Below are 23,325 nucleotides of genomic sequence, written 5' to 3' on the forward strand. Positions count from 1 at the left end.
CGGGGAACGCTTGGGGAAAGGGAGGGCTGTGGCGGCGCTCAGGCCGCCAGCAGCTTCTTGAGCTTGGTCTCGGGGGAGGCGAGAGCCTCGGGGTCCGGGCGGGCGCCGGCGGCGATCAGCATTTCGGCAAGCCGGATATCGCGTGCGACGGCATTGCCGGGGCCGACGCCGCTTGCCGCGATCAGCCGTCCGCCGCCGTCTAGGTGGAAGAGGATGAAGGCCCCCTCCTCCATGTCGCGCCTGACTGTCAGCGCCGCGCCATCGGCAAGTCCGGCGATCTGCAGCGTCAGCTCATACTGATCCGACCAGAACCACGGCACGCTCGCGATATGCTCGGCCCCGCCAATAAGATTGGCGGCGGCCAACGTCCCCTGGTCCTGGGCATTGCGCCAGGCCTCGAGTCGCACGCGTCGTCCGCCGTGCTGCTGGAGGGGGAAGGAGCAGCAGTCGCCCGCGGCAAAGATGTCGGGATCGGATGTGCGGAGCGTCCGGTCGACCGCGATGCCGTTGTCGACCGCAATCCCGGCGGCTTCCGCAAGCTCGGTGTTCGGCACCGCTCCGATGCCGACGACGACGAGGTCGGCGGCGATGCAGCGGCCGTCGGCAACGACGACACACGCACTCGCGCCATTGTCCTCGATTGCCGTTATCCTCGCGCCGCAGACGATCTCGACGCCTTCGCGCCGGTGCTGCTCGGCGACAACGGCTGCGATCTCCTCCGGCACGCCACGGGAGAGCACGCGCGGCAGGCCTTCTATGAGCACTACTTCGGCGTCGAGCTTGCGCGCGGTCGCTGCGAGCTCGAGGCCGATGAAGCCGCCGCCGATGACGGCGAGCTTGCGGCCGGGCGCGAGCGCGGCGCGGATCGCCAAGGCGTCGGCATGCGTCCTCAACATGCGGATGCGTTCGGAGTTTTCAGGTGCACCCGGAAAGGTCCGCGGCCGAGCGCCGGTTGCAAGAAGCAGCCGGTGATAAGTGACCGAACGGCCGTCGGCGAGCTTCACCGCCTTCCCGCTGCGGTCGATCCTTGCGACCGGCGCATCGGTCAAGACCGTGATCCGGGCCGCCTGATACCGCTCGGCGCCCGCCACATATTTCGGCTGCTCGGCTCCGGCCAGTCCCTCCTTCGAAAGCGGCGGCCGCTCATAGGGGAGATGCGGCTCGGCGCCGATCAGCGTGATCTCGCCGTCGAAACCCTTCTCCCTGAGGGCGAAGGCTGCCCTAGCGCCGCATTCGCCGGCCCCCACGATCACGATATGCCTCATGCTCTCCTCCCTTCGCCTCTCGCGTCCAGCGCGCAGGTCGCCCTATTCTTAGGAAATCGCGATGAAAACGCTGCCCGCCTCTACCTTCACGGGATAGGTCCGAAGGTTGACGCAGACGGGTGCGCCCTTGGCCTGGCCGGTCTTGTAGTTGAAGCGGCCGTTGTGCTTCGGACATTCGATGATGTCGTCCATCACCAGCCCGTCGGCGAGATGGATGTGCTCGTGCGTGCAGAGCCCATCGGTCGCGAAATACTCGTCGTCCGGACTGCGATAGACGGCGAAGGTGCGCCCCTCATGGTCGAAACGAATGACGTCTTCCTCATCGATTTCATCGGCCGCACAGACCTCGACCCAGTTCGAGCTCATCGTGTTTCCTCCATTCGATCGTTTGTTTGATTGGCGTTTCGGTTAACGCCTCACTCGGCGGCGTGAACAACGCGGTCGTTGCGGAATTCTTCGCGATAGGGCTTTGCCGTCGGCGGCAATTCGCGCTTCAGGAAATAATCCTCGTTGCGCAACTGCCTCAGGAAGGCGGGGATCATTTCACGGTAGCCGTGAAGGATCGACGGATTCGCTTCCGGCAGGTCGTGTTTGATCATCGCGTGCAGCCTCGGCAGTGCGTGATAGGGCACCATCGGGAACATGTGGTGCTCTACGTGATAATTCATGTTCCAGTAGATGAATCGGCTTACCGGGTTCATGTAGACAGTGCGACTGTTCAGCCGATGATCGGTGACGTTGTCGGCAAGACCGCCATGCTGCAGGAGGCCCGTGAGCACGTGATGCCAGGCGCCATAGAGCCGCGGCAGGCCGATGAGCATCAAAGGCAGGATCGAGCCGAGATAGACCGCAAGGCCGATCGTCGCGAGGTAGATGGCTAACCAGATGCGAGCGACGCGGATCGCCTTCGGCTGCTCCATTTCCGGAATGAAGGTCTTTTCCGCAGCGCTGATGACGCCAAAGGCGTTTCGCACCATGTCGATTACGGCATGCCATACATCGATGATGCCAAAGAAGTTGAGAATGAGCCGCAGGAGATCCGGCGGGCGCATGACGGCGATTTCCGGGTCACGGCCGACGATGACCGTGTCGGTGTGATGGCGGGTATGGCTCCAGCGCCAGGTGACCGGATTGCGCATGATCATGAAGCAGGCGACCTGATAGCAGACGTCGTTCATCCACATCGTCTTGAAGGCCGTGCCGTGGCCGCATTCATGCCAGCGGCTGTCGGAAGCCGAGCCATAGAGCACGCCATAGGCAAGGAAGAACGGCACGGCCAGCCAAGTGCCCCAGAAATAGATGCCGAGAGCGCCGAGCAGAGCCATGCTGCCAAGCCAAATCGCGGTGTCGCGGATGGCGGGGCCGTTCTCGCGCTTCATCAGTTCCTTCATCTGCTTGCGCGGAATATCGGTGTGATACCACTCCGCCGCTGCAAGCCCACTCGCAACCGCCGCCTCTGCATCACGGCCGAGCAGGCTGTAATCTCGTTTGGTCGGAACTGTCGTCATCCCTGCCTCCCCCACGGCGCCGCACCGTTTTCAGATGCGCAAAGCTGCCGTAGCGCGTTAAACCGGCGCTCTCTCCCGATCGCCGCGCCATTTCCATGAGACGAGAATAGGTTGACTTTTGATGCTTCTCAATGCAGTCATGATATATTCTCTCAAATCCTATCAGCATGATGACCTCAGATGTGAGGGAATAGTTTCAGGGAGGGATCATGACGAGGAGGCCGACCATTGCGGACCTCGCCCGGGCCGCGGGCGTAAGCGTTGCGACAGTGGACCGCGTCTTGAACGGGCGGCATCCGGTGCGCGAAGAGACAGCCCGCCGCGTTTACGATGCGGCGAAGGCGATCGGCTATCATGCCGTTGGCCTGCTGCGCCAAAGGGTCTTCGAGGATCTGCCGCAATATCGCCTGGGTTTTCTCCTGCAAAAGCCGGAGCAGTCCTTCTACAAGGCGGTGGCAAAGGAAATCGAGAATGCGGCACTTTCGGTGACCCACGCCCGCGCGGTACCGCAGGTGGACTTTACGGCGAGCTCGACTCCGAGCGGCATCATCGACAAACTGAAGGCGATGGCCGCGCGCAATCAGGCGATCGCCCTCGTCTCACCCGATTATCCGGCGGTCGCCGCTGCGGTCGAGGAGCTCAAGGAAAGGGGCATCCCCGTTTTCGCCCTGCTCTCCGATTTCGCCGCCGGCGTGCGCGAAGGCTATGTCGGTCTCAACAATCAGAAGGTCGGAAGAACGGCCGCCTGGATGATCGCCAAGGCGGCGAAGCGCCCGGGCAAGGTCGCGGCCTTCGTCGGCAGCCACCGCTTCCACGGACACGAACTGCGCGAGATCGGCTTTCGCTCCTATTTTCGTGAGAACGCGCCGGATTTCGAGGTCCTCGACACCATGGTCAACCTCGACACGCCCGAGATCACCCACGAGGCGACGCTCGACCTCATTCAGCGCCATCCGGATTTGCTCGGTTTCTATGTCTGCGGCGGCGGGATGGAGGGCGCGATCTCGGCGATCCGGGAAGAGAAGTTGGAGGGCAAGCTGCTTGCCGTCGTCAACGAACTGACGCCGGAGTCGCGCGCAGCGCTCGCCGATGAAACGGTGCTAATGGCTGTCGCAACACCCGTCCCGACTCTCGCAAAGGAAACGATCAATCTGATGATCGGCGCCATCGACCGTGGCCCGGCAAGCGTCCCCGGGCAGACTTTCCTGCCGTTCGATATCTATACGCCGGAGAATATCTGAACGCCGCTTCTGCTGCCTTAAGGTCTGCTTGCGCAACGAGGCGCGCCGTCATACCTGCGACCTCGTAGCGACGTCGACCTATTTTGGAGCCTGGGCTGCAGTTTCGCCTGGAGGCAAAATCCGGAACATGAAGGTTGTGACCTTGTCGCCTGGCTTGAACGGTCCCGGCACCTCATGACGGACTGGCTTCACGCTTTGAAGGAATGCTGCAACTGCTGTAGCGTCTTCTTCGGTGAGATGCGCAAATGCGTGCCACGGCATAATCGGCGCTAGGACGCGACCGTCGGGTCGACGGCCGGTTTGAATTGCAGCCACGATCTGCTCTCTGGTCCAATTGCCGATGCCGCTCTCCTTGTCGGGCGTAATGTTGCGGCCGACGAAAACACCTTGCCCAGGAATTTCGAAGCCGACATCCGAGCCACCCAGGAAGCGCGAGTTATCTGGTTTTCCGAAGAAATATCCCGGTGTGTGGCAATCGTTGCAGCCACCGATGGTGACGAGATATTCGCCGCGCGCAGTCTGCGCGTCATCGGCAGCGACCGCCGTAAACGCCTGCAAGCCTAGCGCCCAAGCGGCCAGAAGTGTGAATGGAAGGCTTAGCCGAGCCATCTTACCCTCCTTGAGAGATCACTCGCGGGCTGAACGATCTGAATATCACTTCGAAGTTGACCCATATATTAGCTATTTCGAATTACCAGAAATTGTCCGAAAGCCGCGGTTGGAGGAGTCGAGTGCGTGGAAGCCACGCTCCCCGGGATGAATGGTTTATGAGTTCGGCCCTCAGCAGGTGCACCTCCCCATAGTGACGCCTCACTCATAGGACCTTGGTCTGACAGATACCGCCAGAGGTCTTAGGACCGTTGCGGAATGCTTTCCTCCGTACATAGTGCGACAGGCAAGCGCCTACGGCCATGAATAGCCCCGCCCCTGCGGCCGTGGACGTGCGAGGGTCCCAGAACCGGTCATCCGACCGCTCTGAGACCCTCGCGCCTGTCTGCGCTATCCGTGCTCCGTTATTGGCCCCGCCTTGCCGAGCACTCGGGTCTTGAACCTCTTTTTGCTGTGAGCGTATTTGCAACCGGTGCGGTGTCGCTATTTCCGGAGATTGGCGTAGGCTCTCCCAATCACCGGCTGATAGCCCGGGCGCCGGTGGCTGGGAGATGATCGCGCTTTCGCCCCGCTTGAGGAGTTGCGCGCTATGCCGATATCCTGGAACTACTGTTCCCAGTCCTTCCGCCCTGGTGAGATCGATTTGCTTGGCCGGGTTTTCGAACAGCTCTTGGAAGAACGTCAACTACCGAACTGCGGCGCACAAGCGGAAGCGCTCGCAGCGAGATTGATCTCAGTTTATCAATCGGGCGCACGCGACGTGGAATTGCTGAAAAAGCTGACCCTGCACTCGTAAAGCGATGTGCAAAGCGGGCCGAGATAGGCGAGGCAGTAGACTAAGCGCCTCTCGCCGCGCGATTTTCGCGCCACGCGAGAACGGGCGCAATCGCTTCGCCAAGCGCCGCGAGATCCGAGGCTTCGATCTTTCGGAAGGGCCGCCGCGAAGGCCCGCAGGGGACGCCCATAATGCCGAGCAACGCCTTGGAACCGGGCATAACGCCTACCTTGATCAGCATCTGGATCACCTTGTTCGCCATCTCCTGCAGGCGTCGGGCTTCCTCGATCTGTCCCTCGGCTGCGCATGTTCGCAGGTCAACGAACACGTCTCCCATGAAATTATAGGTCGTGCCGATCGCACCCTGAGCCCCCATCGCCAGGCCGGCGAGGCACATTTCGTCGTAGCCGTTGTAGACGATAGCCTCAGGCGCTGCATGACGGATGCGCTCGAGCTGGAACATGTCGCTCGATGTGTGCTTGATACCGATGATATTGGGGTAGGAGAGGAGCTCGACCAGTTCAGGCAAGGTGAAGCCACTGGCGCGGGCGGGAAAATTGTAGACGATAAGCGGCAAGCCGGAGGCGTCAGCCAGCTCTCGATAGTGCGCCATAACCTCGGGCCGCGAGAAATCGTAGTAGAAGGGCGCGATCGCGGAGATTGCCTGGTAGCCGGCTTTGGCCGCGTGTTCTGAAAGCTGCAGCGCGTCCCTTGTTGCGATCGTGCCTATATGGGCGATCAGCCCGAGGCGGCCGGCCGCCGCTGCGGCGACATCAGCGAGGCAGGTCGCGCGCTCCTCGAGCGACTGCAGCATCGCTTCGCCCGAGCTGCCGCCGACATAGAGGCCGTCGACACCCAGTCCGACTTGAAACTCGACGAGCGGCCCGATCGCCTGCCGGTCGATGGCTTCGTCTTCGGAAAAGGGGGTAAGGAGGGCCGAATAAATCCCTTCGAGTTTCATGGTTCCGTTCGCTTTCAAAGGCTTGGGGGGAAAAGTTCGGGCAGTTCGCGACGGGCCGCAGCGCCAAGCTGCAGAGTAGCCTCTTGCGGGGCGGAGGCGTAAGGCCAGAGAAGCTTGGGACCGATCGGGCACCAGCCGCCGGCGGCAGCCATCGCTTTGTCGAGAGCGGCGTTCGATAGGCCGTAGCGTGCGCCAAGCGGCAGGACATGCTCCTTCATGAAGCTGACGACGCGCGCCTCGAACGCGAGGGCGGCGTTCGGATCCTCACCGAGCTGCCACCACCACCGCATGGCGCCGGCAGGGCTCAGGCACGCGACATTGGAGTACGATCCGCGGCCACCCGCAAGGCAGCCGCTCGCCATGAAATGCCCCGGAATGAAGACGGAGAGATGTGTGAGCTTCCGGCGAAGCTCCTCGTACCAGATCTCGTCGCCTCCAGGTAGCTTCGCGCCGATAAGCATGGGCACAGCCGCCTTGAGCCTTGAGATCTCGTCGAGGCTCAGCCGGCGCTTGGCATGGGGCGGATTGTAGAGGACCAGCGGAATGTCGGGTGCCGTTGCCGCCATACCGACGAGGAAACGCTCCGCTTCGTCATAGCCGGGAGCCCACCAGTCAGGCAGGGTGACCTGAACCGCGTCGGGCCGTAGCGCTGCGACGCGGTTGAGCCGCTCGCGTGCGACGCGCGCGTTCGTGTGCGAGACGCCGATCTGGAAAGGCAGGGCAACGCTGCGGCAGAAATCGGCGACCACTTGGCTCAAGTGATCGAACTCTTCCTCGGTCTGGCTGTGGAATTCGCCCGCCGTACCATTGGTATAGATGCCGTGGAGGCCACTCCCGTGAAGCACGGCTAGCTGCTCTCGCAATGCGGTCCACTCGATCCCGCCTTTTTGATCGACCGGCAGCAGCACCGCTCCCCATACGCCTTCGGGTGGTTTGGCGGGCGGACTCATCGATTGGCTCCGAGCATCTGGTCGGGAATGAAGGTGACGAGTGCTGGAAAGACGGTGATCAGCGCCAGGACGATGATGAGCGGGATGAGCAGGGGAAGTATCCCGCGGGCAAGCACGCCGAAGGGGATGTTGGCGACTTTCGAGACCACGAACAGCGCGACCCCCATGGGGGGTGTCAATATGCCGATCATCAGGTTGAACACCACCATGACCCCGAAATGGACGGGATCGATGCCGTATTGAAGTGCGGTTGGAACCAGCACCGGCACGATCAGAAGCAGGATCGCCAAGGCTTCGATGAAGGTGCCGAGCGCAAGCAGCATGAGGTTCACGAGGATCAGGAAAGTGAGGGGATCACTCGAATAATTGAGGAAGAACGCGGCGACATGCTGAGGCACCTGTTCCCGGGCGATCACATAGCCGAACAGGGACACGCCCATGATGAGAAGACCGACGGCGGCCGTATGGCTCACGGTTTCGCGGAGCACCGTCACGAGTTTGGCGAAAGTGATTTCGCGGTAGACCACCACACCCAAAAAAAGAGCATAGGTGGCAGCGACCACAGCGGCCTCGGTCGGCGAAAATATCCCCGCAAAGATGCCGCCGATGATGATGAACGGCGTTATGAGCGGGCAGATCGCGCGCCAGAAAGTAGACCAGATCCGGCGAAGGCTCGCGCGCTGATCGGTCGGGTAGTTCCGCCGCCACGCGATGACATAGACCATGACCATGAGCGAGGCCGCGCAGAGGAGGCCAGGCACGATACCGCCCAGGAAAAGACCACCTATCGAGGTGTTGGCGATCACGCCGTAGACCACGAGGGGAATGGATGGCGGGATAAGCGGCCCGATGATGGCGGACGCGGCCGTAATCGAACCGGAGAACTGTTCGTCATAGCCGGCGTCGCGCATGGCCTTGATCTCAAGCTGGCCGAGGCCGGCGGCATCGGCGACCGCCGAGCCGGACATGCCGGAGAACATCACGCTTGCCATGATGTTCACATGGCCGAGGCCGCCCCGGATGTGGCCGACAAGCGCCTTGGCGAAATCGAAAATGCGCTCTGTCACGCCGGAAAGATTCATCAGTTGAGCGGTGAGGATGAAGAAAGGGACGGCAAGCAGCGGAAAGCTGTTCAGGCCGGCGACCATGCGCTGCCCGGCAAAATTCAGTCCCGTGCCCTGCCAGAGCATATAGGCGAGCGCCGCCACGATCAGCGTGAAGCCGACCGGCATGCCGACGACCAGAAGAGCAAACCATCCGCCGAAGAGCGCCGTCATCTAGAGATACCTTTCGGAAGGTGCGTCGGCGACCGGATGGCCGCCGCTCAAAAGCGTTCGGGCATCCCGCGCCATCACAAGCATGATGCGGACAGCAGCAAGCGCCCCGAACACCGGCAAAGCTCCGTAGAGCCAGGATTCCGGCACGCCGATCGCGATCGACATCACCTTATGAGCGCGCATGGCGCCGAAGGTGCCGTAGTAGACGAGGATGAGAAGGGCTCCGAGCACCAGAAGGTCAAGAACAAGGCGCAGGATGAGCTGCGCCCGTTCGGCAAGCATCATCGGCACGATGTCCATAGTGATGTGCGTCCGCGAGGTGATACCCTCCGCCGCACCAAGCGCCACCAACCACACGAAGGCATAGCGCGCCGCCTCCTCTGTCCAGAACAACGGATCGCGGAGGATGAACCGCGTGGCGATCTGCAGCGCGATCACGATGAAGGCGAAGACCAGAAGGATCGCCGCCAGGGTCTCTTCGAGGTGGGCAAGCCTGCGCCACCGGCTTGGATTGGCCATAGCTGAAATCTCGCATTAGAGGGGCGCTGCCGCTCAACGGAGATCGAGCAGTTTCTGCACCGTGCCGGCACCGAACTTCTCGTCGAGATCCTCATAGACAGGCTTCATCGCCTCCCGGAAAGCCGCTTTGTCCGGCTCTACGACGGTGATGTCGCGCTCGCGGAACGCGTCGACGAGGCTCGCTTCCTTTTCCCTGACCAGCTTGTTGTTGAGCGCGCCGCCCGCCTCAAAAGCTTCCATCACGACCTGCTGGTCGGCTGGGTCGAGCGCGTTCCATGTGTCCTCCGACATGAGGATGAGCTGGTCCTGCACCAAGTGCCCGGTCAGCGAGACATGTGACTGTACTTCGGTGAACTTCATCGCGTCGATAATCGGCAGCGGGTTTTCCTGGCCGTCGACCTGATTGGTTTGAAGCGCAAGATAGACCTCCGCGAAAGCCACTGGCGTGGGGCTTGCTCCCATTGCCTTCGCCCAGGTGAGTAGCGGCGCCGAGTTCGGCACGCGCAACTTCATGCCGGCGAAATCGGCGGGCTTTTCGATCGGCTTCTTTGCAGTCGTATGCCGCGTCCCAAAATACCAGGAATCGACCACGCGCCATTTGTGCTCGGTTCGCATCTCCTCGACGATTCCCTTACCCCAATCCGAGGCGATGATCTTTTGAAGGTGATCGAAATCGCTGACCACATAAGCTGTGCTCGCCACCACGGCGCGGGGAACCCAAGCATCCATTCCCCCGAACGGATTGAGCGTGAAGTCAAGCTCGCCGAGCGTGACTTGCTCCATCATCTCGGTAAAGGTTCCGAGCTGCGAATTCGGGAAGATCTCCAGAGTCAGCCGGCCGCCGGACTTCTCCTTGATGATACGCGCCGCCTCGGTGACGCCCTCGAATTGCGGGTCGCCGGCAGTGCCCTGCATGCCCAGCCGCAACGTGCGCGCCTCCTGAGCGGATACTTGGGACGCCATGAGAAGGCCCGCGAGCGCGAGCGAAATCAATCCTGTTTTCATCGAATGCTCCTCCCTTGTCGTGTCGCCCTTATGGGCTTTTTCGCCTGTATTTACGTTCCGCACTCTCCAGATGTTCGCGCATGACGCGGCCGGCACGCTCCGGATCGCGGGCGCGGATTGCCTCTACGATCGCCACATGCCCCTCGAAACTCTCCCTGTTCGAAATCTCCGGCTGAACCGGCAGGGGCCGCTGGCTGATCAGCCAATCGACGAAAGCGTCGTGAACCGCGATAAAAATGGGATTTGACACCATCTCGGTCAGCGTCCGATGAAAGGCTACGTCGGTCATCGCAAAGGCGCGGGCCTTGCCGATGGCGACCTCGTTGCGGGCAAGCGCGGCCTCGATTGTCTCGATCTGCTCTGCCGTGGCGTGCGCAGCGAGGTGGCGCGCGCAGCCCTCCTCCAGAAACAGTCGCGCCTGCTCGAAATTGGCGACCCCCTCCGGCCGGCCGAGCAGCATGCGCGCGGCGCCTGCGAGCGAGGACAGGAAATGATCCGGCGTCGGCCGGGTGACCTTGGCACGTTCGCCAGTGTTGATCTTCACCAGCCCCATGCGCTCCAAGGCGTAGAGCGCTTCCCGGATCGAGGGGCGCCCCACTCCGAACATTTCCATGAGGTCGCGCTCCGAAGGAAGCATGGTGCCCAGAGGATAGACCTCCTCGCGGATCATTTCCTCGAGCCGGAGCCTCACTTCGTCGGACAGTTTCTTGCGGACAGTAAGAGTAGTCATGGTCTAACTATTAAGGTGTTATACCACGTCCGTCAAGCGGTGCCGGTAGGCCCATACGCCGCCTGCCCGTGTAAGGTTCGAACCTCTTCAAGGCGTTCGACGACGCCTTGTGAAACCCTACTTCGAGCTTTATATATGATGCGTGATGCGTGATGCGTGATGCGTGATGGGGCAGATATGAGAACGACCCTGGCGATTGATGATGATGTCCTGATCGCGGCCAAAGCCATGGCAGCTCAGCAGCGCCGTAGCGTCGGCGAGGTCATTTCCGAGCTGGCGAGGCGTTCTCTGCGCCGGCCGCGCAGCGGCGGTGAGCGCAACGGAATCCCTCTTCTTTCACCTCGACCGGATGCGCCGCCGGTGACGCTCGAAATAGTCAACGCCTTGCGTGACGAACTGCCGTGACTTTCCTGCTCGACGTCAATGTGCTGATTGCCTTGATCGATCCTGGCCATGTAGCCCATGATGATACGCACGAGTGGTTCGCAGCGACCGGACAGAGTGCGTGGGCTACTTGCCCGATTACTGAAAATGGCGTCATCCGGATTGTCGGCAGTCCCAAATACCCCAACTCTCCCGGCTCACCGTCACTTGTGATGGAGATCGTGGGCAAATTGCGGGCGCTCCCCGGCCACTGTTTTTGGCCGGATGATATGAGCCTCGTCGGGTCAGGTGATATCGCTGCCGCAAAAATCCTGACGTCGGGCCAGGTAACGGATACCTATCTACTTGCGCTCGCAAAGGCGCATGGTGGCCAGTTGGCGACATTCGATCGCAAGCTGTCAGCAGCGGCGGTCATAAGGGGCAATTCTGCCTTGCACCTGATCACCGGCAATTAGGACTCGGATGCCTTAGAAGAGACGTCGCGCATCGCCGGCATGCTGCGCCTTCCCAAAGCGGAGGCACAGGCGGAGCGACGGAACATCGCCCTACCGCCTACGTTGTAACTTCACGCTACGATCCTGTGAGCAGTGGCGAGACGTCATAGAGGAGGCAGCGTGGGCAAATCCGAGAAAGAGAAGCCGAACGGCGCGCCGCTCGGCCATGGCGCAGATGATCTGCCTTCAGTGATAGTCGACGACTACAATATGGGACTCCGCGACGGGGATAGCTTCCTTGGCGACCGGGCCAATAAATTTGCTTTTCGAGAAAAGCTCGATACGTGGCGTGAGCGGGTGCGAAAGGGTGGCGCCGATCCGCTCGGAAAGACTTCGAGCAGAGATTTATCCAAGAAGGAGATCGACGCGCTTCTCAACGGTGAGGACAAGGAGGCGGCTGCCCTCATTCTCGGAGCCGTCGACGATTTCGCGGCCGAGCTTGCGAAGGTTCTCGGCAGGTTTTTGGACCAGGAAAGTTGGAAGAATACTGAGCGCGTCGTGATCGGCGGCGGCTTCAGCGCGAGTGCCGTCGGCGAGCTCGCGATCGCGCGAGCATTGGTGCTGCTGAAGTCTCAGGGTTACGAAATAGATGTCACGCCGATCGCTCACCATCCGGACGATGCAGGACTGATCGGCGCGGCCCACCTCATGCCGCCCTGGATGCTAAAGGGTCATAAGGCGATGCTTGCCATCGACCTCGGCGGCACCAATGTTCGCGTGGGCATTGTCGAGCTTCGTTTGAAGGACGAGGCGGACCTTAGCAAAGCCAAGGTCTGGAAGTCCGACATCTGGCGTCACGCCGATGATAGACCCAATCGGAACACTACGATCGAACGTCTCGTCACCATGGTCGAAAAGCTTATTGCCAAGGCAGACAAAGCCGACCTCAAGCTGGCACCCGTAATTGGAGTTGCCTGCCCGGGTGTCATAAACGCGGACGGGTCGATTCTGCGCGGCGGACAGAACCTGCCGGGCGGCAACTGGGAAAGCGAGCACTTCAATCTGCCTCTCGTCCTGAAGAAAGCCCTACCACAGATTGGCGAAGAGGAAGCCTTTGTGATCATGCACAACGACGCAGTCGTTCAGGGGCTTTCCCAGGTACCCTTCATGCGCGACTGCTCGGACTGGGGAATTCTGACGATCGGCACGGGTCTGGGCAACGCTCACTTCCACAACAAGCGCGAAAATCGCGATGAGGCTTGAGGCTGCTGCATGTCGCACGATGCGTACAGCGTTCGACGACACGCATGCAAACAAATCGCGTCGCGCGCGTCAGCGAATTGCTTTATCGGGGGCCGCCCCGCGAAAAGGACGCTTCTGAATACGCCCGGACATCGCAGGCGGCATTGCCGGACAGACTGCCGGACTGAGATCCAACGAGGGGCGTGCAGATACTGCCGCTACCACTCGATAGCCGGCCGAGCGATCATCAGCCAGAAGATCGCGAGAACCGCCCCGAACGCCGGAAAACCAAAGGCAAACCACAGACGGAACAGCCGGTAGTAGCGCTTTGGCAAAGGCTGTTCGCTCTTGCTCGCGACTTCGGCAAGCCTGCGCATCTCCATCTGCATCCAGACGACCGGGAGCCAGAAAGCACCTGTTATCGCGTATAAGAGCAGCGACAGCAGGATCCATCCTTCCCTGAGCGAGTAGCCGACATGCCAGGCAAGCGCGATCCCGGTGACGGGCTGCAGAACAACGGCCGTGGCGGTGAACAGAAAATCTGCCACGACGACGATGCGGGCAATGGCGGCAATCGTCGCCGCGCGGCCGGTCCGGTGCGCGAGCAGCATGAAGAAGGCGATCCCCGCTCCCGTGCCGAGCAGGACCGAGGCGCCGATGAGATGTAGAAATTTGAGCAGGAGATAAAGCATCATCGCTCCTCGATGATCGCGAGAGCAGCGAGATGCAGCACAATGATGGGCCATATCTTCATCAGCGGCCCCAGCGGCTCGCTCCACAATTCAGGAAGGAGAATTGTTCCGGCGATTGCATAAAAGAGAGACAGGCCGACGGCACCATAGAGCCCGATCCGGCTCGTTCGGCGAAAGGCAATGGCGACCCCGATGACGATATCGGCTATCGCCCCGGCGACAACGCTCGGACCGGCGAGAGATCCAGCGCCGGTGCGCAGCATCAGATCGACCCCGATATCATATCCGATTGTGAGCGAGACGACGCCCGTACTGATCCAGAACAGCGAGAGAACGCCGAAGATGACCGGCTTGAGAAGGTAGAGCTTCGCAAACCATCGTTCCTGGACGGAGACGGGCGTTCGGGCGAGGGCTTCGGAGAGCGCTGATGGCTGTATTCCAGTGACCTCCACCCAAGGCCGAATATCGCCGACAGCACCCCGCACGATCTCCTTTTGCGCTGTGCTCCGCGTCGGCGGACGCCAGCCGAGCGCGCCGGCAAGATCGCTGAGCTTGTAAAGCACTGCTGCAACGGCTGGCGGTACTTTGACGGCGCGAGCAGCACCCCAGCTAAGCCAGCGGCGGTAGGCGCTTACGACATCTTGGAACGACAGGGCTTCAGGACCCGCGACCTCGAGGACGAGCCGAGCCGGAGCATTGGCGCTGAGGAGTATCTCGACGGTGCGCACAACTTCTTCGAGGCGCACGACCTGGAGCATTCCCGTATTCGGCATGAGCGGCAACACAGGCAGAGCGGCGAGCCCCCTGAAAAGTGCGCTCGCGCCAAAGGCGCCAGGCCCGAGCACGACGGAAGGACGAAGGATGACCCAGTCCAGATCACGGGCCATCAATGCCTTGTCACCCTCGAACTTGGTGCGCGAAAACGAGGAAGGCTGCTCCTTCTCGACCCCCATGGCGGAGAAATGGATGACGCGGCTTACACCTTTCTGTTCACAGGCCTGAAACAGGGCTGAAGGACCGCGCAGATGCACGGCGGACGTATCTTCGCCCGGACCATCCTGAAGCGTGCCTGCACAATTTACGACAGCGGCAACACCGGACAGATGGGGCATCCAGTCCTCAGGTCTAACGGCTCGCGCGAGGTCAATTTCCACGGCTTCGCCGATTCCATTGGTTCCCGACGCCGAGCCCGGCCGAATGACGCGCATCACTTCCATGCCGCGTTCGTGAAGCCTTGCGCATATCGCCGATCCGATGAGCCCGGAGGCGCCGACCACGAGCACTTTCATCGTTGTTTCCTACATATTCGGACAGCCGCGTATCGACCGATCCTTGCGGCCACGCAGTCGTTTCGGATGCGAGACCGCAAGGCTCCAACGATGCTGGAATGACGGATGTTCCTTTCTTCGGTCGTGAAATAAGCCGGCGACAATACGGCGCGCCGATGTGAGACGTCCGCATAGGGCAGCAAAAAGCTTGTCATCTAACCGTACGAACCGTGTCGGCTTTTATCGGTGAATCGGCGGAGCCACGCTGCGGCCATGGCTCTCTCATCACCATCCGGACCTCACCGGCCCTTCGAAAAGACCCAGATCATCGCGGCTGAATACGGCCAGGTGCCAGTGAACGGGATCGGTCGCACTTGCAGGTTGCGGCTGATAGCTCAGCCGGTCTGGACTGTCGATCCTGCGCATGGCCTCATGATCGATCACTCCGGATCTGATCACCTCCGCTGCTCGGTTCGGGTCGCCTCCGAACGCATCCGCGAGGAGCTCGCCCGTAACGATAATACCTTTGCGGGGCTCACCCCTGCCCGCGTCGCGGCTCAGCATAACCATGGCAACGCCGAGCTTTTTGCTGGTTTCCTCGTCGGCCAATATCTCGAACACCGACATCGGATTCTCCTTCGATGCCAATCCAGCCGGGGTAACGCGCGGCCGGTTACGGGACACTCGACTTAATGGCGCTCGCCCGGATCGGGCCAGAGCGCGCGCACATCTTGAGGCAGACTATCGCGGATCTTGCGTGTTTCACCTGGATCGAGGTGATGCGAGAGGACGTGAAACACCGTTTGCACCGCCTCCTTCGCATCGACAGGCCGTGTGAAGGCGAGCTCGTCTTTCACCTGGCCAAGAAACTCATCCAAGGTCCGCGACTGCGTCGGCTGTTTGGACGGCTCGTACTGATCGTAGTAGGCCCCGCGCACGAGTAGCGGCAATTGTGCTGACAAATGAGCCGCGAGATCGGCGGGCAGGCGATCGCGCACGGTGTGGAGGACCGCGCTCAGAATGTGCCATGCGCGCTGACGGTCCGGTCCCTGGTGCTCCATGATTTCGTCGAGCCAGACATTCGTGAGTTGGAGCGTTTTGTCGAATGCGGCCACGCCGGAAGCACTCATGATACTCTCCTGTTTTTTCTTTGCTTGACGACGGTCGAACCAGAAGAATGCCGCGATGTTCCGGCGTTTGATCGTTTCTCGCGGGGGGCGCCGGGATGGCAGGCACGGTGAACCGGCGCCGCCTGCTCGAACTCTGCGGACGCCAAGGACCTGATCGACACTCAAAGAGGATCACGCCCGTTAGATCCGGAGAACAGCGCGGCGTTCGCTGCAAGCAGCGCTGAAAGCCGGTCTGCAACCGTGCGCACCGACTCCCGTCCCCGTTCGTCGTCATGCAGTACGATCCATAAGTCGTGGCTCAATTCTTCAATCACTCGGCCCGCGCGGACGAAGGCTGGATCACTGTCGCCGATGAAGCACGGCACGACGCCGATGCCGGCTCCGGCCTTCACCAGATCGAACATCATCCGCGGGCAGTTCACCCAGTTTGTGATGAAACGATCCGGCTGCTCGAACGCCCACCGCTTCCACGGCTGATTGGCGACGTCCGTGCCGAGCGAAACCCAGTTGCTGTGACGGCGGTGGTCGAAGCCTTGCGCGCAGTAGGGCGCATAGGCGACCCTGACGGAACGCCGGGCAGCGACATTGCCCGTCTCCGGCCGCTCGGCGGTGAGCCCTATGTCGGCGTCGCGGTGCGTCAGGTCGAGGACGGCCTCGCAAGTCTTGAAGCACACCCGAAAAGCGTCGTTCGGCGTCCAGAGATGCCGCAAGCTTACAGCCGTGAAACATGACAGGGTGGTGTCTGACAGAAGCCGAACGATAGGCATCGAATGCGCTGTCTCATGCCAGTCGGCGATGTCCTGCGCCGCTTCGTACATCGCCCTCACACGATCCAGCAGAACGTGCCCATCCGGCGCAAGCTCATACCCGGTCCGCGCCCGTACAAACAACGCTCGCCCAGTGGCACGTTCCAGCGCCAACATGCGTCGTCCGATAGTCGGCGCACTGATGCCCGTCTTCTCGGCGGCACCCGCAAGGCCGCCTTGCTCAGCGACGTGCAAAAATAGACGAAGATCATCCCAGTTTTCGACTTTCATCTGTGAAATATGCCTTTCGTTTGCGCGCCTACATCTCAATGTCATCGCGCACCACATCCGGGGCATCACAGTATTCCCGGAGAAACGACATGCTACTTCAATGGACGATCCTATACAGAGAGCTGGTGGGCCAACAGCGGAAAAAGAGAATCGACGCCTTTGCCGATCCACTTGACGGTGCCGAATGGGAAGGGTTCGGCTGGTTCGTGAAATGGATCGAGAAGTCTGCAGAGCGTCGTTCGGAAGCGATTGAAGGCAAAGGACGACCGGTCGACGCGACGAACAGTACGAAACGACTCCAAAGCATGAGGCAAGGCTTCACTTAAGAGCGCTCCAACGCCCCCGCCGGCCGCCACGCAGAGGATCTGTGCCAGTCGGCATAGGTCGACAGCTTGAAACATTGCTGTGTTTCTTCAGGTCGAGAGTGATCGATGATCTCTGAGAGGCATGGAGACGACGACAGTAAGGATCGAAAGGAACGGACTGGGGCGAGGGCTCGAGCCTGTTGAGCCCGAATTGGCAGGGGCGGACTAGGTTCGGGGCCTTGAAGACTTTTGCTTCAAGAACCTTGCCTCACATGGTTTCACCATTAGCTATATCCTTACTGCCGGGAGAAGAGTGCCGTGAGCTTGGCATTGTCGCGTAGAGGCATTTTGATGGCGGCTGCCCTGTTGCCCGCAACCGCGCATGCCCCACTTACTTTGGCCGGGGTTTCCGCTATGTCGAACAAGGTCGTGCTTCTCGGCGATTCGGTACTTGACAACGGCGCCTATGTCTCCGGCGGTTCAGACGTTTTGAAGCACCTTGTGCGCCGGCTGCCGGCCGGGTGGTCTGCGACATTGCTTGCAACTGACGGCAGCCTCATGAAGGACGTGCGCCTTCAGCTGCAGCGGCTGCCGGCCGACGCCACCCACCTGATAGTAAGCATGGGCGGCAATGACGCACTCAGCGTCTCTGATGTTTTGAGCCTGCCCTCGGCCTCAGTGGCCGATGCGCTACTCAGGGTGGCAGAGATAAGAGAGCAGTTCTGCTCCAGTTATTTCGCCACCCTGGACACCGTTCTGGCTGCCAGGCTTCCAACTGCTATCTGCACGATCTACGACGTACGCTATGCGGACCTCAACCAAAGGCGCATTGCCGTAACGGCCCTCTCGGTCCTCAATGACTGCATTACACGCGCAGCCGCGGACCGCGGCGTGGCGCTGATTGATCTCCGCGTGGTCTGCGATGAAGACAGCGATTTCGCCAACGCCATCGAGCCTTCTGAAAAGGGCGGCCGCAAAATCGCCGCCGCCATCGTTTCATTCCTGACCCGGCATCCATCGCAAAATGGGCGTGCCGAAATGATAGTGCGCTAACTGTTCCAAGGGCGCGACGATGCCTCGCAGTTCTACGTAACGGCTAAGCGCGCGCGAGTGCCGATGATTCCTGAGCAGTGGCCGGGTTTCTGATTCAATGACCGCCTTTGCGCTTGGGGTCATGACTGTGATGGCGGTCGTGTTCGCCTCCGCCGCCGGAGACTTTGCTGCGCGTACGCCTGTCGGTTTCGGCCGGCGGCTTCGGTATTTTCAACGGAGCCTTCGCATTCTCGTGCGATGCACCGGGCCCACCTTGACGGATACTTGCCGGAGTCTTCTTGGAAGTGGACATCCGTTTTCCTCATCGATCCTGTTGGTATCCCTGATGGGTCGTATTGACTTTGGTGTTGCCCTGCTGTCCCTTCTTCTCCGGGTCAGGGGACATATCCGGCTTCTTTGACTCGGCCGCGATGGTTCCGGGTTCTCCCGTTCCCTTTGCGCTCCTATTGTCCGGAGGAACTGGCGGTGGTCGGCTACCCATCTTGATCTCCTAACGCGTCACTCGTTTGTTCTTTCAATGCCAGCCCCTTGCTGGCACCCGAGCCTAACCGGCCAGCCCAGATGATGTTCCGGAACTCGGGCTCGTGCCCGCGGTCACGCAACGTTGCCGTGCCCCGGCTGTTCGAACGCTTGCGCCGATGACGAACTTGGTTCCAGCTCGCTTCGGCGAGCGACAGCGCCTGATCGGCATCTGCCAAAATCGCGCGCATTGCACGCGCTGGCGATCAGGAGGAAGCGGAACTCTCGTCGAGAATGCCTTCCAAACGAAGCCATCGGTGTCGGCGATCGGGCCAGTGAAGCTTCTGAGGCGGCGGGAAATCCGGATCTTCCAGGCAGCCCACGGATACGGAAATCGCGTCTTTGAGCGCCTCGGCGCGCATGAAGATCACTGACCCGCAATTGACGCAAAAATGCTGTTCCAGCCAAGCTCCCGATTGCCCGATCCTGCGCCAGGATTTCGTTTCTCCTTTTCGACCAATCACAGCCGCCTCCGGGTAGATGGCGCGGTAAGAGAACGCCGTTCCGGTGCAACGCTGGCACTCGATGCACGAGCAGGCATAGACTCGCCGTGGCTCACCAGCACAAACGAGCTCCACCTGCCGGCAGGAGCACGTCGCCTTGCGAAGAGAGCTATGCATTCGCCTTCCCCATGACCTCAGAGGCGACGCCTTCACGACTGAACAACGGGGCAAGCGACGCGAAGTCGGCATTTGCGCCGTTCTGCGCGAGGGACCGGCGCGCGCTGCTCCTTGCACCCATCGTGATCAGGGCGCCGCATTTTGCCGCAGTGCGGTTCCGAATCCACGTATCGTAACCATTGTTCAGAAGCGTTGTAGTTACCGAGGAGCCCATGCGCCCCGCGCCGAGGACGCAAACTGGTTGTTTCATGATGTTTCTCCGGGCCTGTGGCCGCTTAAGTTTCTGTCTGGGCGCGCGCCGAGCGAAGTTATAAATTTCACTTGGCGTTATGAAGTACGCACTTTCAGGTAAGTGTCGAAAACTGCCAGGAGCTCGAGAGATGAGGAACAAGCAGCCGGATGACTGCGGCTTTGCCGCGGCGCTGCAGGCGATCGGCGGAAAGTGGAAAACTTCTTTGCTGTGGGCTCTGCACCTGCGTCCGCACCGCTTCGCCGAACTGCGCCGGTTGTCGCCCGGCATCAGCGAAAAAGTCCTTTCCCAGCAATTGCGGCAGATGGAGGCTGACGGCCTGATCAGCCGTCATGACTATAACGAGGTCCCGCCGCGCGTCCAATACGCGATCACACCGCTTGGTCTCAGCCTGAACGATGCCGTCACGGCCATGTCGAGATGGGGAAAGCAGCATGAGGCTTGGAAAGCTCGCCAAAAGTCAGCAGCTTAACCAAGAAAGAAATCCTTGCGCCGGCAGCAGCCCGTCTTTGGCGCGAAACTCGATCGCAAGCGGATTTGTTTTCAGACTGGCAGTGGTTGCGACCGCTCCTCACCTGCGATGGGGCAGCGCCAATGCCCGACACTCGGCCGCGTCACCAAAGCGGCCCTGCGCCGGGGCCGGAATGAACCAGTCCCACCGCCCAGCGTGGAAAGCGCCGGCGCTGGATTGCGAAGGTCGACCACGCGGTTCGATGCCGGCGCCTTTGCCTGATCCTGATGGGCTACTGATTGATTTCAGGCTCGACGAGCCGTGCCAGGTTTCGCAGCGACTCCTGCCAACCGAGATAACAGGCTTCCGGTGGAATAACGTCCGGCACGCCTGCCTGCACGATCTCCAGCTCGGTACCGACCGATACTTTCTTCAGCGTCACGGTCACCTGCATCTCGCCAGGTAGGTTGGGGTCGTCGAACTTGTCCGTGTAGCGCAGGCGTTCGCCCGGGACGAGCTCGACATATTCGCCGCCAAACGCGTGGCTTTCGCCGGTCGTGAAGTTTCGGAAGGACATTTTGAACGTGCCGCCGACGTTTGGCTCCAGATGATGCACAGTGCAGGCGTAGCCGTTGGGCGGAAGCCATTTCGCGAGCGCGTCCGCCTCGAGAAACGCGCGATAGACTTTCTCTGGGCTGGTTGCCAGGACGCGGTGCAAGCGTATGGTGCTGGGCATGATCGTTTATCCTTTTGAACTGACGGATGGATCCCATGAATTGCCGATCCATGCACGAGGACGAACGGGGCTGCGCCAGTCCGACACTGGATCTCAGATTTCTTGAAAAGCGCCAGCTTGGCTATCTGGGCTGGCTGCTTCGTGCCCGCAGCACGGGAGGCGCATCCAGGCGTGACAACGCGGCGTGCCCATCGCGGGCCGCCCGCAACCCCGCATGGTTTTGTCCTTAAATCGCTTCCGATTTAAGGAATCATCAGTAATGCCCAGTCATTCCCGAAGCGTCTCGCGCATCCGCTCTCTCGCAGCATCGTGAGCTTCGAGCGCGGCCTGACCCGCCTTGTCGAAGAGGTTCTCCGCGGTGCTCACCGCTTCACCGACCACTTCACTCGACTTCTCGGCGATGGCGTTGCGCACTTGATCCGAGGCTTCGCCCAATGCCTCGTCCTCGGCCTCCGTGCGAGGCAGGGCGGCTCCTATCGCCGCGCCAACGGCAAAAGCGAGCGCACCGCCGACGAGCGGCTGGTCGCGAAAATGCTTGAGAATGGCGGCGTTCAGGTGCGCGCCCTGGTCTTCGAGAGATCTGCCGGCGGCCTGCACACTGTCCGCGAGAGACCTCCCGGTCTCGGCAATGGCACCTGACATTCGGCTTGCCGAAGCACTCACCTCCCGCCATGTTCTGGACGCCCAGCCCGAGGCCTCATCGAAAAGCGCCCCGGCCTCGTCGCGTATATCGTCGATCTGCTGGCCTGCCGCGTCGGCAAAGCCGCGGTAAATCTTACCGGCAGGATCGACGAAGTGACCTGCCCTGCGGCCCTCAAGGTCGGTTCGCGCCCTGAAGCGGTTGCCGGCTTCATCGGCGAAATGACTGTATCGCTCGCCGAAGCTCGCCTCTACTGGGCCTGTGCGCCGCACGGAACCGGTAACGGTTGCGAGCGGATAGTCGTCCAGACCATCCTCCAGCTTTCTCACTCCGGGCGCGCGTGAGGCCGGATTGGCGATAAGCCAAGCGAGACTGATTCCCATCAAAGCGACGGGAACGGGATTACTCCTCAATGCGACACCGAGGTTGCTGAGGTACTCGGCTCCGCCGCTCGTCTTGGCATATTCGAGCAATTCGTCCATCAGTTGGCCCGGTGACATGCGCTCCTGAATCGCGTGGAGCTTTTCCTCAATGCGCTGGCGGTCGGCCTCGATCTCGCGCTGCAGTTCGGCAGCCGAGTGGGTTTCCACGGAGTCGTTCATTGTACTCTCTCCTTCACCACGTCCACGTCGCGCTGTAGCGAGGCTGCCGTCCTGTCGAACTTGAAACTGCCGCTTCTAAGCGTCGAGAGGGCCCGCGAAACCATCGCCCAAGCGAGGAGCGCCACCACGACGCCGACGATGGCGGCGGCCGCTGCATCGGCATTCGGTTCGGTCAAACCCTGACCGACGAGAAATGCGGCCAATCCCTGGACGACTGCACTCAACAGCACGCCGATGGCACCGATTGCAAAGACCAGACCAATGAGAAGGGTCTCTATGCTGCCTACGGCGCGACTCAAGTTCTCCGACGCTTCGGCCTTGGCAAGATCTATTTCCTTCCGGAAAAGGCCGGATATGTCACCTACCAGGCTCGTCATGAGTTCGGATAAGGGGCGATCATGGTTAGCCATTGCGGAACTCCTCCTCCTGTCGAACCGGCTGACCAGCCGACGGTGATCGCGAGGGGTGAAGGGAAGCGCCCCGGCTGGTACGACGCTCGGCCGAAGCGAGCAGGAACCGACTGGCCGTCAGTCCTGCAATCGCCGCCATCCCGAGAAATGCAAGCGGTTGCCTTCGGCCGAAATCCTCGGCCATCGTGGCAATTTCGCCGAGATCGCGATCCTCTATATCGCGAGCGTAATCTTGGAGCGAGCGGCCCATCTGCCGGGCATAGCGACCGAGCGCCCTTTGATCGGATGCCTCGAGCTCGGAGCCGACCTTCTCGATTGCGGCCCCCACGCCGTTCAACTGACGCGCCGCCAGGTTTTTCTCGCCTTCCGCGGTGCGGCTGACCGCCGTTTTGACCTGCTCCGTTTGTTGCTTCGCGAACTGTCGACCCTCAGACAAATCTTCGCGAAGGGCTTGTTCCAAGTTGCGCTCTGTCGCCTGCTCGCTGATGCCCGTGGCGTCTTCACCTGCCCGAGTGCCGGAACCAGCCGACGGCGTTTCCGGCAGTCCGGATGGGTCGCCCGGCCCGTGGGCACTTCCTTCATTGCTCATTTGGGTTCCTCCCGATCGGAACTGATCTTAGGTGTTACTAATATGATCCGAACAACCGAAACGGCGCCTTTGTTCCCTTTGGCACGATGGTTCGGGGCAATCACCGCAAGGAGATGATCTGGC

General features: G+C 61.1%; 32 protein-coding genes. 8 read left to right on the forward strand and 24 right to left on the reverse strand.

Going from position 1 to position 23,325, the window contains the following annotated elements; translation table 11 throughout:
* Positions 1-38: 38 nt before the first annotated feature.
* The 3 genes from AYK65_RS28730 to AYK65_RS28740 are packed head-to-tail and all read right to left on the reverse strand — an operon-like array spanning position 39 to position 2,773.
* The gene (locus AYK65_RS28730; protein WP_081162737.1) at positions 39-1,265 is read right to left on the reverse strand and encodes an NAD(P)/FAD-dependent oxidoreductase; all 1,227 of its coding nucleotides are present in this window, start codon (positions 1,263-1,265) and stop codon (positions 39-41) included.
* Positions 1,266-1,313: 48 nt separating this feature from the next.
* Positions 1,314-1,631, reverse strand: coding sequence for a MocE family 2Fe-2S type ferredoxin (locus AYK65_RS28735; protein ID WP_026620402.1), 318 nt, complete (start codon positions 1,629-1,631; stop codon positions 1,314-1,316).
* A gap of 50 nt (positions 1,632-1,681) precedes the next feature.
* Positions 1,682-2,773 carry a fatty acid desaturase family protein gene (locus AYK65_RS28740; RefSeq protein WP_081162740.1) on the reverse strand — a complete coding sequence of 364 codons (1,092 nt, stop codon included), beginning with the start codon at positions 2,771-2,773 and terminating at the stop codon, positions 1,682-1,684.
* Positions 2,774-2,982: 209 nt separating this feature from the next.
* On the opposite strand from AYK65_RS28740, the gene AYK65_RS28745 reads away from it, so the two are divergent.
* Positions 2,983-4,014, forward strand: coding sequence for a LacI family DNA-binding transcriptional regulator (locus AYK65_RS28745; RefSeq protein ID WP_081162743.1), 1,032 nt, complete (start codon positions 2,983-2,985; stop codon positions 4,012-4,014).
* 78 nt (positions 4,015-4,092) lie between these two features.
* On the opposite strand, the gene AYK65_RS28750 is transcribed toward AYK65_RS28745, so the two are convergent.
* Positions 4,093-4,623 carry a c-type cytochrome gene (locus tag AYK65_RS28750; RefSeq protein WP_081162745.1) on the reverse strand — a complete coding sequence of 177 codons (531 nt, stop codon included), beginning with the start codon at positions 4,621-4,623 and terminating at the stop codon, positions 4,093-4,095.
* 589 nt (positions 4,624-5,212) lie between these two features.
* Here AYK65_RS28750 and AYK65_RS28755 point away from each other — a divergent pair.
* Positions 5,213-5,419 carry a hypothetical protein gene (locus AYK65_RS28755; RefSeq protein WP_026614451.1) on the forward strand — a complete coding sequence of 69 codons (207 nt, stop codon included), beginning with the start codon at positions 5,213-5,215 and terminating at the stop codon, positions 5,417-5,419.
* Between the two features lie 40 nt (positions 5,420-5,459).
* Here the strand turns inward: AYK65_RS28755 and AYK65_RS28760 are convergent, their stop codons facing one another.
* From AYK65_RS28760 to AYK65_RS28785, 6 genes are read right to left on the reverse strand one after another with little or no spacing between them, the layout of a single operon-like run.
* Complete coding sequence (locus tag AYK65_RS28760) at positions 5,460-6,359, reverse strand: N-acetylneuraminate lyase (protein WP_026614452.1); 900 nt, start codon at positions 6,357-6,359, stop codon at positions 5,460-5,462.
* Between the two features lie 14 nt (positions 6,360-6,373).
* The gene (locus tag AYK65_RS28765) at positions 6,374-7,309 is read right to left on the reverse strand and encodes a dihydrodipicolinate synthase family protein (RefSeq protein WP_081162747.1); all 936 of its coding nucleotides are present in this window, start codon (positions 7,307-7,309) and stop codon (positions 6,374-6,376) included.
* Positions 7,306-8,586, reverse strand: coding sequence for a TRAP transporter large permease (locus AYK65_RS28770; protein WP_081162750.1), 1,281 nt, complete (start codon positions 8,584-8,586; stop codon positions 7,306-7,308). Before AYK65_RS28770 ends, AYK65_RS28765 begins: the two co-directional genes overlap by 4 nt.
* The gene (locus AYK65_RS28775) at positions 8,587-9,105 is read right to left on the reverse strand and encodes a TRAP transporter small permease (protein WP_026614455.1); all 519 of its coding nucleotides are present in this window, start codon (positions 9,103-9,105) and stop codon (positions 8,587-8,589) included. It lies immediately after the preceding gene.
* Between the two features lie 33 nt (positions 9,106-9,138).
* Positions 9,139-10,110, reverse strand: a complete 972-nt coding sequence (locus AYK65_RS28780) for a sialic acid TRAP transporter substrate-binding protein SiaP (RefSeq protein ID WP_081162752.1) — start codon at positions 10,108-10,110, stop codon at positions 9,139-9,141.
* Positions 10,111-10,138: 28 nt separating this feature from the next.
* Positions 10,139-10,840 (reverse strand): transcriptional regulator NanR, encoded by a 702-nt coding sequence (locus AYK65_RS28785; RefSeq protein ID WP_026614457.1) that lies wholly within the window; start codon positions 10,838-10,840, stop codon positions 10,139-10,141.
* Between the two features lie 177 nt (positions 10,841-11,017).
* Here AYK65_RS28785 and AYK65_RS28790 point away from each other — a divergent pair, with 177 nt between their 5' ends.
* From AYK65_RS28790 to AYK65_RS28800, 3 genes are all read left to right on the forward strand, one after another.
* Positions 11,018-11,245: a CopG family transcriptional regulator gene (locus AYK65_RS28790; RefSeq protein WP_139015690.1), complete on the forward strand. Its 228-nt coding sequence runs from the start codon at positions 11,018-11,020 to the stop codon at positions 11,243-11,245.
* Positions 11,242-11,679 carry a TA system VapC family ribonuclease toxin gene (locus AYK65_RS28795; RefSeq protein ID WP_081162755.1) on the forward strand — a complete coding sequence of 146 codons (438 nt, stop codon included), beginning with the start codon at positions 11,242-11,244 and terminating at the stop codon, positions 11,677-11,679. Before AYK65_RS28790 ends, AYK65_RS28795 begins: the two co-directional genes overlap by 4 nt.
* 159 nt (positions 11,680-11,838) lie before the next feature.
* Positions 11,839-12,921 carry an ROK family protein gene (locus AYK65_RS28800; protein WP_046117690.1) on the forward strand — a complete coding sequence of 361 codons (1,083 nt, stop codon included), beginning with the start codon at positions 11,839-11,841 and terminating at the stop codon, positions 12,919-12,921.
* Positions 12,922-13,118: 197 nt separating this feature from the next.
* Here AYK65_RS28800 and AYK65_RS28805 read toward each other — a convergent pair whose 3' ends face one another.
* The 5 genes from AYK65_RS28805 to AYK65_RS28825 all read right to left on the reverse strand — a co-directional run bounded on the left by AYK65_RS28805 (position 13,119) and on the right by AYK65_RS28825 (position 17,027).
* Positions 13,119-13,592, reverse strand: coding sequence for a DUF2269 family protein (locus AYK65_RS28805; RefSeq protein ID WP_026614461.1), 474 nt, complete (start codon positions 13,590-13,592; stop codon positions 13,119-13,121).
* A complete protein-coding gene (locus AYK65_RS28810; protein WP_046117689.1) occupies positions 13,592-14,881 on the reverse strand; it encodes an SDR family oxidoreductase in 1,290 nt (429 codons plus the stop codon). The genes AYK65_RS28805 and AYK65_RS28810 overlap by 1 nt, the downstream gene beginning before the upstream one ends.
* A 264-nt stretch (positions 14,882-15,145) precedes the next feature.
* Positions 15,146-15,487: a hypothetical protein gene (locus AYK65_RS28815; RefSeq protein WP_046117688.1), complete on the reverse strand. Its 342-nt coding sequence runs from the start codon at positions 15,485-15,487 to the stop codon at positions 15,146-15,148.
* A 62-nt stretch (positions 15,488-15,549) separates the two neighbouring features.
* Positions 15,550-15,990: a DUF2267 domain-containing protein gene (locus tag AYK65_RS28820; protein ID WP_026614464.1), complete on the reverse strand. Its 441-nt coding sequence runs from the start codon at positions 15,988-15,990 to the stop codon at positions 15,550-15,552.
* Positions 15,991-16,151: 161 nt separating this feature from the next.
* A complete protein-coding gene (locus tag AYK65_RS28825; protein WP_081162758.1) occupies positions 16,152-17,027 on the reverse strand; it encodes a LysR family transcriptional regulator in 876 nt (291 codons plus the stop codon).
* An 89-nt stretch (positions 17,028-17,116) separates the two neighbouring features.
* On the opposite strand from AYK65_RS28825, the gene AYK65_RS28830 reads away from it, so the two are divergent.
* Positions 17,117-17,353 carry a hypothetical protein gene (locus tag AYK65_RS28830; RefSeq protein WP_046117686.1) on the forward strand — a complete coding sequence of 79 codons (237 nt, stop codon included), beginning with the start codon at positions 17,117-17,119 and terminating at the stop codon, positions 17,351-17,353.
* Between the two features lie 330 nt (positions 17,354-17,683).
* Entirely contained in the window at positions 17,684-18,385 is a 702-nt protein-coding gene (locus AYK65_RS28835) for an SGNH/GDSL hydrolase family protein (protein WP_172402082.1), read from the forward strand.
* 94 nt (positions 18,386-18,479) lie between these two features.
* On the opposite strand, the gene AYK65_RS28840 is transcribed toward AYK65_RS28835, so the two are convergent.
* The 5 genes from AYK65_RS28840 to AYK65_RS34005 are packed head-to-tail and all read right to left on the reverse strand — an operon-like array spanning position 18,480 to position 19,774.
* On the reverse strand, positions 18,480-18,677 hold the full coding sequence (locus AYK65_RS28840; protein WP_026614467.1) for a hypothetical protein: 198 nt from the start codon (positions 18,675-18,677) through the stop codon (positions 18,480-18,482).
* Positions 18,678-18,686: 9 nt separating this feature from the next.
* A complete protein-coding gene (locus AYK65_RS33405) occupies positions 18,687-18,866 on the reverse strand; it encodes a hypothetical protein (RefSeq protein WP_077068107.1) in 180 nt (59 codons plus the stop codon).
* Positions 18,859-19,095 (reverse strand): hypothetical protein, encoded by a 237-nt coding sequence (locus tag AYK65_RS32655; RefSeq protein ID WP_081162762.1) that lies wholly within the window; start codon positions 19,093-19,095, stop codon positions 18,859-18,861. The genes AYK65_RS33405 and AYK65_RS32655 overlap by 8 nt, the downstream gene beginning before the upstream one ends.
* A 15-nt stretch (positions 19,096-19,110) precedes the next feature.
* Entirely contained in the window at positions 19,111-19,596 is a 486-nt protein-coding gene (locus AYK65_RS28855) for a GFA family protein (RefSeq protein ID WP_338031551.1), read from the reverse strand.
* Complete coding sequence (locus AYK65_RS34005) at positions 19,517-19,774, reverse strand: NAD(P)-binding domain-containing protein (RefSeq protein WP_081162766.1); 258 nt, start codon at positions 19,772-19,774, stop codon at positions 19,517-19,519. The genes AYK65_RS28855 and AYK65_RS34005 overlap by 80 nt, the downstream gene beginning before the upstream one ends.
* Before the next feature lie 130 nt (positions 19,775-19,904).
* Between AYK65_RS34005 and AYK65_RS28865 the strand changes: the two genes are divergently transcribed.
* On the forward strand, positions 19,905-20,246 hold the full coding sequence (locus AYK65_RS28865) for a winged helix-turn-helix transcriptional regulator (protein WP_081162769.1): 342 nt from the start codon (positions 19,905-19,907) through the stop codon (positions 20,244-20,246).
* 271 nt (positions 20,247-20,517) lie between these two features.
* On the opposite strand, the gene AYK65_RS28870 is transcribed toward AYK65_RS28865, so the two are convergent.
* The 4 genes from AYK65_RS28870 to AYK65_RS28885 all read right to left on the reverse strand — a co-directional run bounded on the left by AYK65_RS28870 (position 20,518) and on the right by AYK65_RS28885 (position 23,202).
* On the reverse strand, positions 20,518-20,961 hold the full coding sequence (locus tag AYK65_RS28870) for an SRPBCC family protein (protein ID WP_046117681.1): 444 nt from the start codon (positions 20,959-20,961) through the stop codon (positions 20,518-20,520).
* A gap of 267 nt (positions 20,962-21,228) precedes the next feature.
* The gene (locus AYK65_RS28875; RefSeq protein ID WP_081162770.1) at positions 21,229-22,203 is read right to left on the reverse strand and encodes a DUF3618 domain-containing protein; all 975 of its coding nucleotides are present in this window, start codon (positions 22,201-22,203) and stop codon (positions 21,229-21,231) included.
* Complete coding sequence (locus tag AYK65_RS28880; RefSeq protein ID WP_026614473.1) at positions 22,200-22,613, reverse strand: phage holin family protein; 414 nt, start codon at positions 22,611-22,613, stop codon at positions 22,200-22,202. The genes AYK65_RS28875 and AYK65_RS28880 overlap by 4 nt, the downstream gene beginning before the upstream one ends.
* Positions 22,606-23,202 carry a hypothetical protein gene (locus tag AYK65_RS28885; RefSeq protein WP_046117679.1) on the reverse strand — a complete coding sequence of 199 codons (597 nt, stop codon included), beginning with the start codon at positions 23,200-23,202 and terminating at the stop codon, positions 22,606-22,608. Before AYK65_RS28885 ends, AYK65_RS28880 begins: the two co-directional genes overlap by 8 nt.
* Between the last annotated feature and the right edge of the window lie 123 nt (positions 23,203-23,325).

Source organism: Ensifer aridi (assembly GCF_002078505.1).
In the GTDB taxonomy this organism is placed as follows: Bacteria; Pseudomonadota; Alphaproteobacteria; order Rhizobiales; family Rhizobiaceae; genus Sinorhizobium; species Sinorhizobium aridi.

What these genes read in the sequence shown, in the direction of transcription:
- AYK65_RS28730 (WP_081162737.1), bottom strand. Translation starts at nt 1,265, where the DNA reads ATGAGGCATATCGTGATCGTGGGGGCCGGCGAATGCGGCGCTAGGGCA.
- AYK65_RS28735 (WP_026620402.1), bottom strand. Translation starts at nt 1,631, where the DNA reads ATGAGCTCGAACTGGGTCGAGGTCTGTGCGGCCGATGAAATCGATGAG.
- AYK65_RS28740 (WP_081162740.1), bottom strand. Translation starts at nt 2,773, where the DNA reads ATGACGACAGTTCCGACCAAACGAGATTACAGCCTGCTCGGCCGTGAT.
- AYK65_RS28745 (WP_081162743.1), top strand. Translation starts at nt 2,983, where the DNA reads ATGACGAGGAGGCCGACCATTGCGGACCTCGCCCGGGCCGCGGGCGTA.
- AYK65_RS28750 (WP_081162745.1), bottom strand. Translation starts at nt 4,623, where the DNA reads ATGGCTCGGCTAAGCCTTCCATTCACACTTCTGGCCGCTTGGGCGCTA.
- AYK65_RS28755 (WP_026614451.1), top strand. Translation starts at nt 5,213, where the DNA reads ATGCCGATATCCTGGAACTACTGTTCCCAGTCCTTCCGCCCTGGTGAG.
- AYK65_RS28760 (WP_026614452.1), bottom strand. Translation starts at nt 6,359, where the DNA reads ATGAAACTCGAAGGGATTTATTCGGCCCTCCTTACCCCCTTTTCCGAA.
- AYK65_RS28765 (WP_081162747.1), bottom strand. Translation starts at nt 7,309, where the DNA reads ATGAGTCCGCCCGCCAAACCACCCGAAGGCGTATGGGGAGCGGTGCTG.
- AYK65_RS28770 (WP_081162750.1), bottom strand. Translation starts at nt 8,586, where the DNA reads ATGACGGCGCTCTTCGGCGGATGGTTTGCTCTTCTGGTCGTCGGCATG.
- AYK65_RS28775 (WP_026614455.1), bottom strand. Translation starts at nt 9,105, where the DNA reads ATGGCCAATCCAAGCCGGTGGCGCAGGCTTGCCCACCTCGAAGAGACC.
- AYK65_RS28780 (WP_081162752.1), bottom strand. Translation starts at nt 10,110, where the DNA reads ATGAAAACAGGATTGATTTCGCTCGCGCTCGCGGGCCTTCTCATGGCG.
- AYK65_RS28785 (WP_026614457.1), bottom strand. Translation starts at nt 10,840, where the DNA reads ATGACTACTCTTACTGTCCGCAAGAAACTGTCCGACGAAGTGAGGCTC.
- AYK65_RS28790 (WP_139015690.1), top strand. Translation starts at nt 11,018, where the DNA reads ATGAGAACGACCCTGGCGATTGATGATGATGTCCTGATCGCGGCCAAA.
- AYK65_RS28805 (WP_026614461.1), bottom strand. Translation starts at nt 13,592, where the DNA reads ATGCTTTATCTCCTGCTCAAATTTCTACATCTCATCGGCGCCTCGGTC.
- AYK65_RS28810 (WP_046117689.1), bottom strand. Translation starts at nt 14,881, where the DNA reads ATGAAAGTGCTCGTGGTCGGCGCCTCCGGGCTCATCGGATCGGCGATA.
- AYK65_RS28815 (WP_046117688.1), bottom strand. Translation starts at nt 15,487, where the DNA reads ATGTCGGTGTTCGAGATATTGGCCGACGAGGAAACCAGCAAAAAGCTC.
- AYK65_RS28820 (WP_026614464.1), bottom strand. Translation starts at nt 15,990, where the DNA reads ATGAGTGCTTCCGGCGTGGCCGCATTCGACAAAACGCTCCAACTCACG.
- AYK65_RS28825 (WP_081162758.1), bottom strand. Translation starts at nt 17,027, where the DNA reads ATGAAAGTCGAAAACTGGGATGATCTTCGTCTATTTTTGCACGTCGCT.
- AYK65_RS28830 (WP_046117686.1), top strand. Translation starts at nt 17,117, where the DNA reads ATGCTACTTCAATGGACGATCCTATACAGAGAGCTGGTGGGCCAACAG.
- AYK65_RS28835 (WP_172402082.1), top strand. Translation starts at nt 17,684, where the DNA reads ATGGCGGCTGCCCTGTTGCCCGCAACCGCGCATGCCCCACTTACTTTG.
- AYK65_RS28840 (WP_026614467.1), bottom strand. Translation starts at nt 18,677, where the DNA reads ATGTCCACTTCCAAGAAGACTCCGGCAAGTATCCGTCAAGGTGGGCCC.
- AYK65_RS33405 (WP_077068107.1), bottom strand. Translation starts at nt 18,866, where the DNA reads ATGGGTAGCCGACCACCGCCAGTTCCTCCGGACAATAGGAGCGCAAAG.
- AYK65_RS32655 (WP_081162762.1), bottom strand. Translation starts at nt 19,095, where the DNA reads ATGCGCGCGATTTTGGCAGATGCCGATCAGGCGCTGTCGCTCGCCGAA.
- AYK65_RS28855 (WP_338031551.1), bottom strand. Translation starts at nt 19,596, where the DNA reads ATGCCGACTTCGCGTCGCTTGCCCCGTTGTTCAGTCGTGAAGGCGTCG.
- AYK65_RS34005 (WP_081162766.1), bottom strand. Translation starts at nt 19,774, where the DNA reads ATGAAACAACCAGTTTGCGTCCTCGGCGCGGGGCGCATGGGCTCCTCG.
- AYK65_RS28865 (WP_081162769.1), top strand. Translation starts at nt 19,905, where the DNA reads ATGAGGAACAAGCAGCCGGATGACTGCGGCTTTGCCGCGGCGCTGCAG.
- AYK65_RS28870 (WP_046117681.1), bottom strand. Translation starts at nt 20,961, where the DNA reads ATGCCCAGCACCATACGCTTGCACCGCGTCCTGGCAACCAGCCCAGAG.
- AYK65_RS28875 (WP_081162770.1), bottom strand. Translation starts at nt 22,203, where the DNA reads ATGAACGACTCCGTGGAAACCCACTCGGCTGCCGAACTGCAGCGCGAG.
- AYK65_RS28880 (WP_026614473.1), bottom strand. Translation starts at nt 22,613, where the DNA reads ATGGCTAACCATGATCGCCCCTTATCCGAACTCATGACGAGCCTGGTA.
- AYK65_RS28885 (WP_046117679.1), bottom strand. Translation starts at nt 23,202, where the DNA reads ATGAGCAATGAAGGAAGTGCCCACGGGCCGGGCGACCCATCCGGACTG.